Below are 13,440 nucleotides of genomic sequence, written 5' to 3' on the forward strand. Positions count from 1 at the left end.
ACTCCGTCAGCATGGCGCGTCGATCGGTTAAGCAGAATGCTGTTCTAGGCAATGCGGTGATACGGTTTCCTTTATGGGCATCACGTCCGGCCAGCTGGCGCTCGTGCGCGCCATCGAAGAGCACGGCAGCCTGGCCCGCGCTGCGCATGCACTGGGGATCACCGCGCCCGCTGTGTCCCAGCAGATCGCGAGGATGGAACGCGACGTCGGTTCGGCGGTCGTGGAACGGGGCGCTCGTGGCACGCAGTTGACGGAGCTGGGCAAGCTGCTGGCAGTGCACGCGGAGCGGGTCGCCGCCGAACTCGAGCAGGCGAGGGAAGCGGTTGCCCACTACCTGGGCGACCACGCGCTTCGACTGCGCGTCGGGGCGTTCCCGTCCGCGGCGGTCGCGCTGCTGCCGGAGGCGCTCACCGCCTTGCGTTACCGGCATCCCGACGTGGAGCTGTCCGTCAGCGACCTGGTTTCCGACAGCGGGCCGGAACTCGTGGCCGCCGGTGAGCTCGACGTCGCGATCACTGCCTCCTACGGCCAGCCGCTTGCCATCGAGTCGAACGTCCGGCTCGAGCACCTCTGCGTCGACCCGATTTACGTCGTGCTGCCGGACGACCATCGGTTGGCGAGCAGGTCTTCCGACGAAGCGGTTGAGATCAGTGAGCTTGGCGAGGACGTGTGGGCCTGCGGTGTCGCGGGCCGGCCCGCTCGGACTCAGCTGGAGGTAGCGGCCGCGCAGTTCGGGGTGGCTGCCCGCCGGAATTTCCAGACGGAGTCCTATGACGTCGCGCAGGCGTTGACCAGTTCCGGTGTCGCCGTGGCCTTCGTGCCGGAACTCGCTCTCGTGCGGGCAAGGCGAACGCAGACGCGGCGGTTGTTGCCCGAGCTGCACCGCGACATCTTCGCCGCGCTGCCGTCGACGACCGACCACGTGGCACTCGCGGTCGAGCTGCTCGCGCTGTTGCGGCAGGGGCACTGCGGGTGACGCAGGTGCACGATGGGCTCTCCGATCGTTCATGATTGTCCTGCAGACGGCTGACGAGCGATCGCGAACCGCAGTCTGGTGCCGGGGCGGGCTTGCGCGAGCAGCCCGAGATCGGCAGCGTGCACGACGGCGATGACGGGGTATCCGCCAGTGGTCGGGTGGTCGGCGAGGAACACGATCGGCTGGCCGGAGGGCGGGACCTCGATCGCACCGCGCACCATTCCTTCGGAGGGAAGCTGGGCGCTCGCGGAGTGGTCGAGCAGGGGGCCGGAAAGACGCGCTCCGACCCGGTTTGTCTCCGCGGTGACCGCCCAGCTCGCCGATGTCAGCGTCTGGAGCGCATCAGGAGCGAACCAGTCTTCGCGCGGTCCTGCGTGGATCCGCACCGTTGGGTCCAGAGTGGACGGTACCGCGCTGAAGACGACATCGGGACATCCGACCAGGCCACGCGGATCTGTGCCGATTGGCAGCTCTACTCCTGGTGTCAGGGGTTCTGGCCCAAGCCCGGACAGGGTGTCGGTGGAACGGCTGCCGAGAATCGGTGGAACGTCGATCCCGCCGCTGACACCGAGGTAGGTGCGGAGCCCGTAATCCGGCCTGCCCAACTGCAAGGTCTGACCAGGCTTCACGTAGAGCCGTTCGGCGAAGGCGACCGGACGCTGATCGAGCCACGCGGGCGTGGGGGCCCCGGTGATAGCAACCGACGCCGCTCCGTGGAACAAGACGGCCGCTCCGCCGAGCGTCGTTTCCAGGCATGCCGCGTCCTCTGAATTGCCGACGAGTCGGTTGGCGATGCGGAAGGCGGCTTCATCGGCTGCACCGGAGGTGGGCACGCCAAGATGCGCGTGGCCGTGGCGGCCGAGGTCTTGGACGGTCATGAGAGGACCCGGCGCGAGGATCTCGACGGTCGTCCGTGCCGGACTCACGGTCCCACCGCCCGGAAGCGAACCTGGTCCCCGACGTTGATCAGGTTCGGTGGGCTGCGGCGGGGATCCCACAGCGGCGGGCTCACCGAGCGTCCGATGATGCTCCACCCACCAGGGGTGCCGCCCGGATAGATGACGGTGTACTCATTGGCGATTGCCACGCTGCCCGCAGGCACGTTGGTGCGCGGGCTGCCCAGGCGCGGAACGCGCAGCCGTTCGGGAATGCCCACGGTGAAAGCCAGGCCGGGGCTGAACCCGAAGAAGTCCACCAGGAAGGTCGCCGAGCTGTGCAGGTGGACCACCTCGTCGCGGGTGAGCCCGGTCTGCTGGCACACCAGGTCGAGATCGGCACCGTCGTAGACCACTTCCACTCCGACGGCCTCGCCCGTCAGCGGGCGGGATTTGCTGACCGGGGCGCGGGCGAGGTCCTGCGCGACCAAATCGAGGACTTCGCGATCAGCGACAGCCAGCACCGTCCGGGGTCCAGGAACGATCTCGACGAGTCCCCCGGAGTGCTCGCTGCTGCGCAGCCAGGAGGCCAGCGCGTGTGCATTCTCGCCCTCCGACACGTCGATCAACAAGCCGCGCTCACCCGCCCATCGCAGGCGTCGCGCGTCTGTCACGGCACGGTTCCGATGTCGGGAAGCGAGGCCACAGCGACGCCTGCGGATTCCAGTGCTGCCCTGGTTTTGTCGGCGAACGCGGCCGCTCCTGGCGAGTCCGAGTGCACGCAGAGGGAATCCACCTGCATCGGGATCGTGGTTCCGTCGTTGCTGACCACCGTTGCAGTCGTGGCCATCGCCACGGCCTGGTCCACCGCAGCGGCGGGGTCGCTGATGACTGCGCCTGGCTCACCGCGCGGGACCAGCGTGCCGTCGCGTGTGTAGGCGCGGTCGATGAAACCCTCGCGCAGCACCGGCACCCCTGCCTCAGCGGCGTGTCTGGCAAGCCTCGTACCTGGCTGGCAGAGCAGTGGCAGGCCCCGGTCGAACTGGCGGATCGACTCGACGATCGCGGCGGCGTGCTCGATGCGGGCCACCGCTGAGTGGTAGAGGGCTCCGTGCGGCTTGACGTAGCGCACGGTGGTGCCGACGGCTCTCGCCATGCCGTCGAGCGCGCCGAGCTGGTAGATCAGGTCGTCGAGGAGCTGTTCCTGTGGCACGGCGATGTATCGGCGGCCGAAGCCGCGCAGATCGTGAAACCCGACGTGTGCGCCAACTGCGACACCGTTGGCAGCCGCGGTTTCGCACGTCCGGCGCATGGTGGAGGGGTCACCGGCATGGAATCCGCAGGCGATGTTCGCGTCGGTGACCCTGCGCAGCAGGGCGTTGTCATCCGACATGGTCCAGGCGCCGAATCCCTCACCGATGTCGGTGTTGAGCGAGATACGTCGCTGTTGGTCAGGCATCTGCGACCTCCGGGGTCGGGGGACTGTTTCGTCGTTCGGTGCGGTTCGCAGGCTCAACGGTCAACGCACCATCTTTTCTTGGCTCATCGCGGTTTTTCCCTCCCGCAATGAGAGCTCCTTCGTTTCTGGTACGAGCAGGACAACCGTCACCGTGACCGCCGCGCACGCGACCACGTAGATCGACACCGCTGAGGCGGAGCCGAAGGCTGTCAGCAGCGCCACGGCGATCATCGGAGCGAACGCCGCGCCCGCGATCCCAGCCAGTTGCGAACCCAGCGCCGCTCCGCTGTAGCGCACGTTGGTCGGGAACAGCTCGCTGATCAGTGCTGCCTGCGGTCCGTACATCACGGCGTGGAAGAACAAACCCCCGATCGCGGCGGCGAACACCATCGCGGGACGTTGGGTGTCCAGCAGGGCAAAGAACGCGAAACCCCACGCCCCAGTGCCGACAGCTCCGATCAGGGAGAGCGTGCGCCGACCGAACCGGTCGGAGAGATGACCGGCCAGCGGGACGACGAGCAGTTGCAGCGCTGAACCGACCAGCAGCGCGTTCACCACGAGTTGCCGGGGCAGTGAGTCGAGTCCTGCCGCATAGCTGAAGATGAACAGCGTCCAGATGTAGTAGCTCACGTCCGGCGCGATCCGCACCCCTGCTGCGGCGAGAAGCCGGATCGGGTGTTCCCGCACAACGCTGAGCAGCGGGGCCTTGCTGGTCTTCTTAACCTCCCGGAACGCCGGGGATTCCGACACCGCGATGCGCAGCCACAGTCCTATCAGGACTAATACGGCGCTGAGAAGGAACGGCAGTCGCCAGCCCCATGCGTCGAATTCCTGCTGCGGCAGGATCGCCAGCATCAGGCCCAGCACACCGGCCGCGAGCAGGTTTCCGACCGGAGCTCCGATCTGTGGCCAGCTGGCCGCGAGTCCGCGACGGCGGGCGTCCGAATGTTCGCTGCTCATCAGGACCGCGCCGGCCCACTCGCCACCGAGGCCGATGCCCTGGAGGAAGCGCAGGGCTGTCAGCAGGATCGGCGCGAGCATCCCGACGGAGTGGTAGGTGGGAAGCAGGCCGATGCCCAGCGTCGCGGCACCCATCAGGTACAGCGTGTGCACCAGCGCCTTCTTGCGGCCGAGGCGGTCACCGAGGTGCCCGAAAATCGCTGCACCGATGGGGCGAGCGATGAAGGCCACCGCGAACGACCCGAACGACAGGAGCGTGCCCACTGCCGGATTGAAGCTGGGGAAGAACAAGCGGTTGAACACCAACGAGGCGGCGAGCCCGTAGAGGAAGAAGTCGTACCACTCCAAAGCGGTCCCGACAGTGCACCCGAACAGGGCTTTTCGCGTCGATGCTGTGACCGGTGCCGGATTTTTCATCGTCTTATCGTGCGGAGATCGAGCGGTCGGGAGAACGCTGTTCTGCTGTGGTCAGCATGCTGGATCGCTTAATCCTGAAGCGAAGTTGGGCCCGGGGCTGCCCGCCGCGGCTGCCGGCGGGCAGCCTCGGAAAGTGCTCCTCAGCCGGCGAAATCGGCGGTCAAGCTGGACATGGAAAGTCGCCCGGGCGGTAGGTGTCAACCTGCGGGCTGCGCTGCTGGACGAGCACGCCCCCGCTGACCACCAGCTTGGTGCCGGTGACGTACGCGGCATCCGGGGAAGCGAGAAACAGCGCAGGTCCCGCGAGGGTCTCAGCGGTGCCGCCGAGCCCGAGGGGAACCGTCTGGTCCCGCATCCGGGTCGCTTCGGCCGACTCGTTGGCAACTGTGGCGATGAGTCCGGGCACCAGGGTGTTGACCCGCCCGGGTGACGGGGTCGGCCAGCTCCGCAGGCAGCTCATCCCAGGACCCCACCCCGGACTCGGCATCCTCGGCCGCGTCGGTCTCCTCGGCCTCGGCGATGATCCGCCCGGCCTGACGGCGGAACCACTCCAGATCATGACTGGCGTCCAACGACGCATCCGCGGCGATCTTGGTGCCATCAATGGCCACCGTCGCAAGCCGCACCATCCCCGCCCGCGCACACAACGCCAGCACCTGCGCGATCACACCCTCGAACCGCTCGATGTGCGTTTTGCGGAACCGGGCGATCGTGGTGTGATCCGGCACGCCCGGCGCGCAGATTACCCGGAACGCCACATCCGTCTCACACAACCGCTGGATCTGCCGCGACGACCGTTCCCCGACCACATACGCATAGATCAGCAACGCCAGCAGCATCCGCGGGTCATACGCCTCACGCCCGCCACCGCCAAGCCGGTGCCGGGCACGAAACCCCTCAACGTCGAACTGACCAACCACATCCAGCACGAACCACCCCAGATGCCCCGCCGGCAACCACTCCCGCAAATCCGGCGGCATAAAAAACTGCTGATCACGCTCAACGCCCCGAAACTGCAGCCCGGCGATCGAGATTGGGTGAATGAGGTGAACGGACCGTTTGTGACATCTATCGGGGTGAACAGGCCGTTCGCTTCACACCTGCAGCCCGGCGATCGAGGCGCTGCTTGCGGCGCAGCCCAGCGGTACCCCGGCAGCAAGGTCAAGGTCTCGGCGGTCGATGCAATCCGGGACAACAACGGCCTGATCTACCAGCGCCAGCGATGATCAACGCAGCTGGGCAGGCCGACCCCCCGCGAAGTTCGCCGCCGCACTGCGCCCGTTGCTGGCCGAGGTCGTCGGCCCGGTCGTGGCTGAGTCCGTGCGGGCCGCACTCGGCGAACCGGGCGCAGGCCGACGCGATTGTGGACGAACTCGCGCGACGGCTGGGAGGTGCGGCAGATGAGCGACTAGCTCACCGCCTGGCTACGCACCATCGCCCCGCCTGGTCCGCGCTCGTGGTCTGGCTGGCCACGTGCGGCGCGTCGACATGGCTCGTCAACGCGCTCGGCGACGCCGGGTCCACGCTTGTCGTGCCGCTGGTGCTCGCCGCGGTCTACCCGGGACTCCGCAGCTCGAACCGCACCTGCCGCCGTGGGCAACCCGCGTGCTGCTCGGCAGCAACACCCCACCCACCTACGGTCCACCGGCCGAGACGGCTGGTGACGCTGTCGGTATGACAGCAAGCCCCACGCGCCCGAGTGGATGATAAAGAACCCTGTTACCCGGGTGCGGGGTGTCTCGTCCTTTTCGGGTGGCAATGTCCGCTCTATCGCTGGTGTTAACGGAAGCCTTTACGGAATCCTTGCAGGCCGGGCCCTTGTAGGACGGGTGGGTAACGCGGAGTGTTGTTGTTAGCACGTGGCGCTGACCTGCAAGGACCAACGCGGCGTGTGTGCCTTTGGTGGGACGTCGGGGGTCTTGCCAGGGGATTGGGGGAGGGGCGCGGGCGGCGGTCGGGGTCCGCCCGCCCCACCAAGATCGAGATCTTGTCCGGGGCCACACTGCGGCAAGCTCCAGTGTGACAACGCCTCGCATCCTTCACGGCTTCAGTTCCCGTTCGATCGATGACGGTGCGGGTGCCGCAGGCCACCAGTGCCAGCAGGCGAATCTGCGGGTAGCCGGCGCCGCCGTGGTTGCCTGCCTGTGGCAGAGCCGCGCCCTCATCGCTCTCGCGGACATCCTGAAACTTCACAGGCGTAGCTGGCATCAGCTGGGTGACAACCCGGACTGCATCTTCGCCGCCGTCCCACGGTTCCATCACTCGAGGCATGCGACCTCGTGTCGCACCTTGTCATTGCGGGCGGCGACGCTGCGGTTGAGCTTGAACCGGTTGATCACGTACTTGATGCCGTGTCGCTGTTTGCCCCTCGTGCACCTCTCCTTCCGGAAGTCGTGCGGATGGCCGCCTGGGCTGAGTGCGAGCTGCGCAGCCCGTCCAGCACGAGGGTGATGACACCGTCGGCCTCGGCCCGCCAACCGGGGCGGTCATGGGCCGCGCCGATGCCGTGCAGTGCCATCATGACGGCACCGGCAGCCACGTCGTCGCGGGCGGCGCCGTCCTTCACGGCGGCGGCCACCAGGTCGGTGACGGCCTGCTCCAGCGCCCGACTGCCCTCGGCGAGGACACCCGAGCGGTCGGCCATGAGCGTGGCAAGCGTCCGGGCCAGGCCCTGGTGGGCGTCCATGTGGTCGACCATGCCGTGTAGGAAGGTCGCCAAAGCTTCCGCCGCGGGCAGCGTTGCCTGTAGCTGGCGGGCGCGGTCGCACAGCGCCGCGACTTCCCCGTGGTAGACCGCCTCGGCCAGCGCCTCACGGGTGGGGAAGTGGCGGTACAGCGTGCCGGTGCCCACGCCGGCCAGGCGAGCGAAATCATCGAAGCGCAGGTCGAAGAAGCCTCCGGCGTCGAAGACCTCCCGGGCTGTGGCGAGCAGGGCCTCGCGCTTGCGTTGGGCGTCGGCCCGCAGCGGCTTGGGGGCGGTCATGCGCTACCTCGCGTTGACAAATGGAGGTGGCCTCCATATTTTCGAAAATGGAGATGACCTCCAATTCGATCGTACCCCACGAGGTGCAGCTTGAAGATCCTGATGTTCGGCCGAGGTGTGATCGCCACCTTGTACGGCTGGGCCCTGGAGCGGGCCGGGCATGACGTCGAGTTCTACGTCCGCCCGGGCCGCGCGGCGACGTACGGGGACGCGGTGGACCTCGACCTGCTCGATACGCGGCGCCGGGTGTGGGGCAGCGCGTCGTCCAGAAGTGGCCGGTGCGCTACCGCGAGGAGCTGGAGCCGGACCACGACTTCGACCTGATTGTGCTCAGCGTGCAGCACTACCGCCTTGAGGAGGCATCGGCCTTCCTGGCATCGCGCGTCGGCCAAGCCACAGTGCTGGTCTTCGGCAACATCTGGGCCGAGCCGCTGGCCGCGATCGGCGACCTTCCCGTCGACCAGGTCGCCTGGGGCTTTCCCCAAGCCGGCGGCGGCTTCGGCGAGGACGGCGTGCTCCGCGGGACACTGCTGCTGCCGGTCCTCTTCGGCACCTTCGGCCGGCCCCCGACCGAACGTGAGCGGGCCGTGCGCCAGGCGTTTCGCGAGGCCGGGTTCCGGCTCCGCGAGCAACCCGACTTCCGCGGCTGGCTGTGGATCCATTTCGTGTCGGACGCCGGCCTGCACTCGCAGGGCCTGAGGCTGGGCTCGTTGGCCAAGCTGGCAGGAGCGACGGGCGACTTGCGCGAGGCGCTGCTGGCCAGCCGCGAGCTTCTGCCGCTCCTTGAAGCGCGCGGCCTTTCTCTGCGACGTCACCGGGGCGGCGGGCTGCTGTTCCGTGCGCCCACCTGGCTGACGGCCCCTGCGCTGGCCTGGCTGACCGCTCATGTCGCGTCGGTGCGCGTGAATTTTGAGGCGCACTCCGATCCCGAGGCTCAGGAGCCTCGTGAGATCTGCCGAGACGCGCTGGCGGAGGCACGACGGTTGGGCGTCGCGGTACCGCGATTGGAAGCGGCGGAACCGAGCTTCGCCCGCGAGGGAAAGGGCTGAGCCTGAATCCGCGTGTGTCACGAACGTTGAGAGGAGCTCGATGGAGGAAGAGCTACTTGATGCGGTGCTGTGCAGGGGATGAGGGTGCCCTGCCCGGTGTCCCAGACCGTGGCCACCACCTCCACGTCCCCGCCGAAGTCGTCGCTGGCCAGAACCGGGCTTAGCGCGTCCCGGCGGGTCTCGAACTCGACTGCGGTAACGGCGCGCGGCCCCGAGGAGGCACACGCGGAGTGCGCGTACCCGGCCACTTCCAGCAGGCAACCGGCCATGTCCACGTGCGTCCCCACGAGCAAAGATCTCGGCGACGACTGCGGTAGCCCGGTTATTGCGGGAAACGATGACGAATTGCATCCGGTGCAGGTTTCGTCGCTGCGGGATGCGCGGCCGATGCGCTGCTGGTCGCCGGTGCGCGCACGCCGGTCGCCGGATCGACATCCTGGAGCCTGAGAGCGGATTGCCGCCAGGGGTCTGAAGACTTCGTGAAGAAGGTATGAACCGGGGTTGGGCATGCTTCATCTCGGAAGCAAAGCCGAGGCTTGGGAGTGCGGACATGATGGCAAACGATCACGACACGGTGCTCGCCACCATGATCTTCGACCTGGTAGCCCCGGCGGGTGTGATCGCGCCGGTTGGTGTGGAGCTGCGGTACGACAGCCGGAATCCGTACGAGATCTCCATGAAGCTCAATGCTGAGCCAGCTGCTCTCGCACAACCTGTGATGGCCCAGTTCTCCCGCAACCGTCTCGATGCGAATGGAGCGCAATGATGATGACGATTCGAAAGCTGGCCGCGACCACCCTGCTCACGCTGGGGCTCGCCGGTGGTATCGCCGCCACCCAGGGTGTGGCGTCCGCAGCCACGTTCGTCCCGGCCGGGGTCTACTCGTCGAGCTCGGCCTGCGCTAAGGCGGGCAACGCGGGCTTCCCGCAGCACCGTTGGGTCGGCTGGCGCTGCGAGAACCTGCACAACGGCCGGTACCTGCTGTGGGTGCAGCCGAGGTACTGATCCGGTGCATGGTGCGTAGGTGCGTCGGAGCCGCAATCCGACAGCACCTTCAGGACATGCCCGCCCCGATCGTCGCCGACGCACTCGGCTACCACCCCGTCACCACCGTCCGCCTCGCTACCCAGGCCGGCACCACCTGGCGCCGCTACACCCCAGGCGATCACTCGCCACTACAACCAGGACGAACTCGCGACAGTTGAATACGCGAACCCGCCAGTCTCACCACCCATTCCGGCCGTCCCCCATCTTCGTCGGCCGCGCCGCACCGTCCGGGAACGAGCCAGTGGCCGCGGTGTTCGACCGTGATCGTCTACACCAACAACGCCATCCAGTAGGAACGCGAGAATCAAGCTGTCGGCCTGGGCGCGCAGGAAGGTGCGCCAGGCGTCATCGCGGCGCGTCGATGGCGGGATCCTGCTGGCACGCAGGATCTTGCGGATGGTCGAGGCGGCGACCCGATGGTCGAGGCGACGCAGTTCGCCCTGGATGCGAACCACACCTCAGATCCGGTTCTCCCTCGCCAGGCGCACGATCAAGGCGACCGGTTCGTCGCTGATCGGCGGACGACCCGGCGGCTTCGGCTGCCGCCACCGCGCGGCGATCAGCCTGCGGTGCCAGCTCAACAACGTTCCCGGCTTGACAATCCGGTGGGTGCGTAGGGTCTTCGGAAGTATCCGGGCAAGCGAGGCTAGGACCGCGCGATCAGGCCAGGCAGGCGAGGCCTCGGATTGTTCCGTCGCAGCACAGCGACCTCGTGTCGCAATTGCGAGTATCTCTGCGTCCTTCGACGCCGGCGATCGAGCGAACAGGGTTAGCCAGGACAGCACCTGAGCTAAGAGCCGATAGACCTGACGAACAGCCGCGATCGTCGATCATCGGACGTCACGATCGCCCAGGTCAAACCCGGTGGCCGCATTCTCGACCAGGGTAGGCGTGGGATCCCTCTGGAGGAGTTGTGTCGCCTGCCAGCCTGAAGGGACCACCGGTTTGCCATGAGCATGGGACCGGGTTGCAGATGCCCAGCCCAGACGGTCCCATCAGTGGCAAACAGGTGGTCCCATGCTCCTGGCAAAACCGGCTCTGAGGTGGTCCCTTACTCCTGGCAGCCGACAGGCGTCGTTGCGCAGTGGCGGACAGGGCACGGATGACTCCTATGAGGTAGTCGATTACGTGCTACCGTCTACGCCATGTGGATAGGTGGTGCTTCCGCGAGCCCGTTGGATCGGCAGGTTCGGGATTGGGGCGAACGCCGGAGGCAACACGCACTCCAGGTTGTTGACTCGCACACGGCGGGCAATCCGACGCGAATCATTGTCGGTGGCCTCGACCTGCCTGAATATGCTCGCACCGTGCCACTCGCACGCGCCTGGTTGCGAGACGAAGCGGACTGGGTGCGTCGGCGCCTCAACCACGAACCACGCGGCGGGGCGCTGACCTGTTCCGTGCTGCCAATCCCTGCAACCGACGACAGCCACGATCTGGGCGCGGTCATACTTGAGCCCGGGTCGTACCCGCCGATGTGCGGGCACTGCATGATCGGTCTCGCCACAGTTGTTCACGAGCTCGGTCTGGCGCGGGGAAAACCGGCGGGTGATGGCGGCACTCGCTACCGCATCCTCACTCCGGCCGGCGTGGTCGCGGCGACGGTGCGGGAGGGACCGACGACGGTTGCGCTCGAGAACGTCGATTCGTATGTAGTCGCGAGCTGGCCGGAGGTCCTGGATGGCCACGAGGTCACCTGCACCCTGGTGTACGGCGGGGATTACTACCCGGCGATCGACGCGACCGAGCTAGGCCTCACTCTCGACCGCTCACACGCCGATGACATCGTCCGTCTGGCGCGGGAACTCTCTGTGCGCATGGCACAGCGTGCGGTGATCGACCCGGTCACCGGTGGCAAGGCCGACATCTACCAGGTGATGTTTCATCAGGCGGCTGGCACGCGGAGATCGGTGACCGCGGTGGTTGCTCCGCCGGGGGTGATCGACCGCTCTCCGTGCGGCACCGGTTCGAGCGCGCTGTTGGCGCTCAAGATCGCTGCCGGAGAGGTCGATCCGGGTGCGGCCCTTACCACGACGAGCATCATCGGATCTGAGTTCCAGGTGCACGCTGCCGACGTACGTGCGACCGGGGGCAGGCAGATCGTGCAGCCGGTCGTTGTGGGCTCCGCGTACATCAACGGATTCGCCACGGTCGTCGCTGATCCGGCTGACGCCTTGGCCGACGGCTTTGCCCCCATCTAGACCGACCGAATACCGCAGCAGCCGTTGGCCGACAGCAGAGGGAATGAGAAGCATGACCACATTGCGCAAGGACGTCGTCGTCGTCGGAGGTGGCCCCAGTGGCCTGTCGGCGGCGTGGCAGCTGCGGCACCTCGACATCCTCGTCTTGGAGCAGCGCGACAGGCTCGGCGGGCGGCTGAAGTCCTCGCCGCGCGGCGATTACTGGCTCAACTACGGGGGCCATCTCTTCCCGGGCGCTGGCTCCAACATGCATGACCTGACCCAGCAGCTCGGCCTCGAGGTCATCGAGATTCCCGGCCTCAAGACGGCGATGTCGTTCGCCGGCAAGGTGTACAAGAGCAAGCGTGTCGAGGCCTACCCGTTCCTGCTGCCGATGACGCTGCGGGAGCGCTTCGACCTGGTCAAGGTCGGTACCACGCTGATGGCCACGGTCGCGAGGTGGCAGCGAGTCGCGAAGGAGCGGCCCGGTGAGCGGCCGTCGGCGCGGCGTGAGCGGATCGCGGCCTTCCGGGCGGGGGAGACCTTCCGTGACCTGCTGGGCCGACCATCGCGCCGAGTTGATGAGATCTTCCAGTCGGCTGCTCGCCGTGCGGCCGCGGAGCCGGAGCAGCAGAGTGCCGGCGTCGGTGTGGCTCTGTTCGGAGCAGTGTGGAGTGGGAAGAAGGACAACACCGCCCTCAACCTGCACGGCGGTTCCGGGATGTTCGCCGCCGCGATGGCCCGTGAGCTGGGGGACCGGGTGCAACTGGGTGCCACGGTGACGCTGGTCGAGGAGACCGCCGACGGCGTGCACGTGGTCTACCGGGTCGGCGACGCCGAACACGAAGTGCTCGCCGACCAGGTCGTCGTCGCGGTGCCGGCCCATTTCGCCCGCACGATGGTGCGGGACATCCCGGCTGACGTCGACGAAGCGCTGCGGGTGCCGCAGTACGGGTCCTGGGTCGGCATGACGATGCTGACCGACGAGCCGGGACCGATGCCCTACGACGACATTTATGCAATGACCACCCCGGATCGTACGTTCGACATGTTCTTCAACCACGCGAATCCGGTTCAGGGGCCTGGGCGTCGCGCTCCGGGTGGCAGCCTGATGTGTTACGCCGGTGGCGCCACCGCCACCCGCCTCCTCCAGCTCAGCGACGAGGAGATCACCGAGCTGTACCAGCGGGAGATCTTCGAGCTGTTCCCGGCGCTACGCGGCCACATTGTCGAATCGCACATCCAGCGGTGGACGATCGGTGGCACTTACCGATCCGTCGGGGACGCGTCCTTCGAGCCAGTGCTTCGGTACGCCGCCGAGCCAGCGCACCGGATCCGGTTCGCCGGTGACTACTTCGCGCCGCTGGGGCAGATGGAGGTAGCCGTGACCGCGGGTAAAGACGCGGCCGAGGCGGTCATCCGTGATCGCGCGGGAGCGCATCAGCGTCGCTTCGGCTCGGTCAAACCCAGGTGAACCCCTTGACCTACCTCGGG

General features: G+C 67.3%; 13 protein-coding genes and 2 pseudogenes. 6 read left to right on the forward strand and 9 right to left on the reverse strand.

The features are described 5' to 3' along the window. Positions 1 to 73 precede the first annotated feature (73 nt). Entirely contained in the window at positions 74 to 976 is a 903-nt protein-coding gene (locus SSPN_RS47805) for a LysR family transcriptional regulator (RefSeq protein WP_010315052.1), read from the forward strand. A 29-nt stretch (positions 977 to 1,005) separates the two neighbouring features. Here the strand turns inward: SSPN_RS47805 and SSPN_RS0137215 are convergent, their stop codons facing one another. From SSPN_RS0137215 to SSPN_RS0137255, 7 genes and pseudogenes are all read right to left on the reverse strand, one after another. Further along, positions 1,006 to 1,902: a 5-oxoprolinase subunit C family protein gene (locus SSPN_RS0137215; RefSeq protein WP_010315054.1), complete on the reverse strand. Its 897-nt coding sequence runs from the start codon at positions 1,900 to 1,902 to the stop codon at positions 1,006 to 1,008. Further along, on the reverse strand, positions 1,899 to 2,525 hold the full coding sequence (locus SSPN_RS0137220; RefSeq protein ID WP_010315056.1) for a 5-oxoprolinase subunit B family protein: 627 nt from the start codon (positions 2,523 to 2,525) through the stop codon (positions 1,899 to 1,901). The genes SSPN_RS0137215 and SSPN_RS0137220 overlap by 4 nt, the downstream gene beginning before the upstream one ends. Beyond that, complete coding sequence (locus SSPN_RS0137225) at positions 2,522 to 3,310, reverse strand: LamB/YcsF family protein (protein WP_010315058.1); 789 nt, start codon at positions 3,308 to 3,310, stop codon at positions 2,522 to 2,524. Before SSPN_RS0137225 ends, SSPN_RS0137220 begins: the two co-directional genes overlap by 4 nt. Before the next feature lie 60 nt (positions 3,311 to 3,370). Beyond that, complete coding sequence (locus tag SSPN_RS0137230) at positions 3,371 to 4,687, reverse strand: MFS transporter (protein WP_010315060.1); 1,317 nt, start codon at positions 4,685 to 4,687, stop codon at positions 3,371 to 3,373. Between the two features lie 160 nt (positions 4,688 to 4,847). Continuing rightward, entirely contained in the window at positions 4,848 to 5,147 is a 300-nt protein-coding gene (locus SSPN_RS58905; RefSeq protein ID WP_237710939.1) for an SDR family oxidoreductase, read from the reverse strand. A 292-nt stretch (positions 5,148 to 5,439) separates the two neighbouring features. After that, positions 5,440 to 5,667, reverse strand: a pseudogene (locus SSPN_RS62350) (transposase); the annotation flags it as partial. A 1,355-nt stretch (positions 5,668 to 7,022) separates the two neighbouring features. Continuing rightward, complete coding sequence (locus SSPN_RS0137255) at positions 7,023 to 7,670, reverse strand: TetR/AcrR family transcriptional regulator (RefSeq protein ID WP_010315068.1); 648 nt, start codon at positions 7,668 to 7,670, stop codon at positions 7,023 to 7,025. Between the two features lie 90 nt (positions 7,671 to 7,760). Between SSPN_RS0137255 and SSPN_RS47815 the strand changes: the two are divergent. Further along, positions 7,761 to 8,719: pseudogene (locus SSPN_RS47815) on the forward strand (ketopantoate reductase family protein). A gap of 17 nt (positions 8,720 to 8,736) precedes the next feature. Here the strand turns inward: SSPN_RS47815 and SSPN_RS0137265 are convergent. Next, a complete protein-coding gene (locus SSPN_RS0137265; RefSeq protein WP_044576813.1) occupies positions 8,737 to 9,006 on the reverse strand; it encodes a hypothetical protein in 270 nt (89 codons plus the stop codon). Positions 9,007 to 9,269: 263 nt separating this feature from the next. Between SSPN_RS0137265 and SSPN_RS61105 the strand changes: the two genes are divergently transcribed. Beyond that, a complete protein-coding gene (locus tag SSPN_RS61105; protein ID WP_010315071.1) occupies positions 9,270 to 9,485 on the forward strand; it encodes a hypothetical protein in 216 nt (71 codons plus the stop codon). Further along, positions 9,485 to 9,724 (forward strand): hypothetical protein, encoded by a 240-nt coding sequence (locus SSPN_RS0137275; RefSeq protein WP_010315072.1) that lies wholly within the window; start codon positions 9,485 to 9,487, stop codon positions 9,722 to 9,724. Before SSPN_RS61105 ends, SSPN_RS0137275 begins: the two co-directional genes overlap by 1 nt. A 500-nt stretch (positions 9,725 to 10,224) precedes the next feature. On the opposite strand, the gene SSPN_RS61970 is transcribed toward SSPN_RS0137275, so the two are convergent. Next, positions 10,225 to 10,347: a hypothetical protein gene (locus SSPN_RS61970; protein ID WP_010315073.1), complete on the reverse strand. Its 123-nt coding sequence runs from the start codon at positions 10,345 to 10,347 to the stop codon at positions 10,225 to 10,227. Positions 10,348 to 10,911: 564 nt separating this feature from the next. Between SSPN_RS61970 and SSPN_RS0137285 the strand changes: the two genes are divergently transcribed. Both SSPN_RS0137285 and SSPN_RS0137290 read left to right on the forward strand, forming a co-directional pair. Continuing rightward, entirely contained in the window at positions 10,912 to 11,967 is a 1,056-nt protein-coding gene (locus SSPN_RS0137285) for a proline racemase family protein (RefSeq protein ID WP_083822327.1), read from the forward strand. A gap of 52 nt (positions 11,968 to 12,019) precedes the next feature. Then, positions 12,020 to 13,420, forward strand: coding sequence for a flavin monoamine oxidase family protein (locus SSPN_RS0137290; RefSeq protein WP_010315075.1), 1,401 nt, complete (start codon positions 12,020 to 12,022; stop codon positions 13,418 to 13,420). The last annotated feature ends 20 nt before the right edge of the window (positions 13,421 to 13,440 follow it).

Origin of the sequence: Saccharopolyspora spinosa NRRL 18395 (genome assembly GCF_000194155.1) — a bacterium.
In the GTDB taxonomy this organism is placed as follows: Bacteria; Actinomycetota; Actinomycetes; order Mycobacteriales; family Pseudonocardiaceae; genus Saccharopolyspora; species Saccharopolyspora spinosa.

Coding starts and splice junctions, on each gene's coding strand:
- SSPN_RS0137230 (WP_010315060.1), bottom strand. CDS start 4,687: ATGAAAAATCCGGCACCGGTCACAGCATCGACGCGAAAAGCCCTGTTC.
- SSPN_RS0137290 (WP_010315075.1), top strand. CDS start 12,020: ATGACCACATTGCGCAAGGACGTCGTCGTCGTCGGAGGTGGCCCCAGT.
- SSPN_RS0137255 (WP_010315068.1), bottom strand. CDS start 7,670: ATGACCGCCCCCAAGCCGCTGCGGGCCGACGCCCAACGCAAGCGCGAG.
- SSPN_RS58905 (WP_237710939.1), bottom strand. CDS start 5,147: ATGAGCTGCCTGCGGAGCTGGCCGACCCCGTCACCCGGGCGGGTCAAC.
- SSPN_RS0137275 (WP_010315072.1), top strand. CDS start 9,485: ATGATGACGATTCGAAAGCTGGCCGCGACCACCCTGCTCACGCTGGGG.
- SSPN_RS0137225 (WP_010315058.1), bottom strand. CDS start 3,310: ATGCCTGACCAACAGCGACGTATCTCGCTCAACACCGACATCGGTGAG.
- SSPN_RS0137285 (WP_083822327.1), top strand. CDS start 10,912: ATGTGGATAGGTGGTGCTTCCGCGAGCCCGTTGGATCGGCAGGTTCGG.
- SSPN_RS47805 (WP_010315052.1), top strand. CDS start 74: ATGGGCATCACGTCCGGCCAGCTGGCGCTCGTGCGCGCCATCGAAGAG.
- SSPN_RS61105 (WP_010315071.1), top strand. CDS start 9,270: ATGATGGCAAACGATCACGACACGGTGCTCGCCACCATGATCTTCGAC.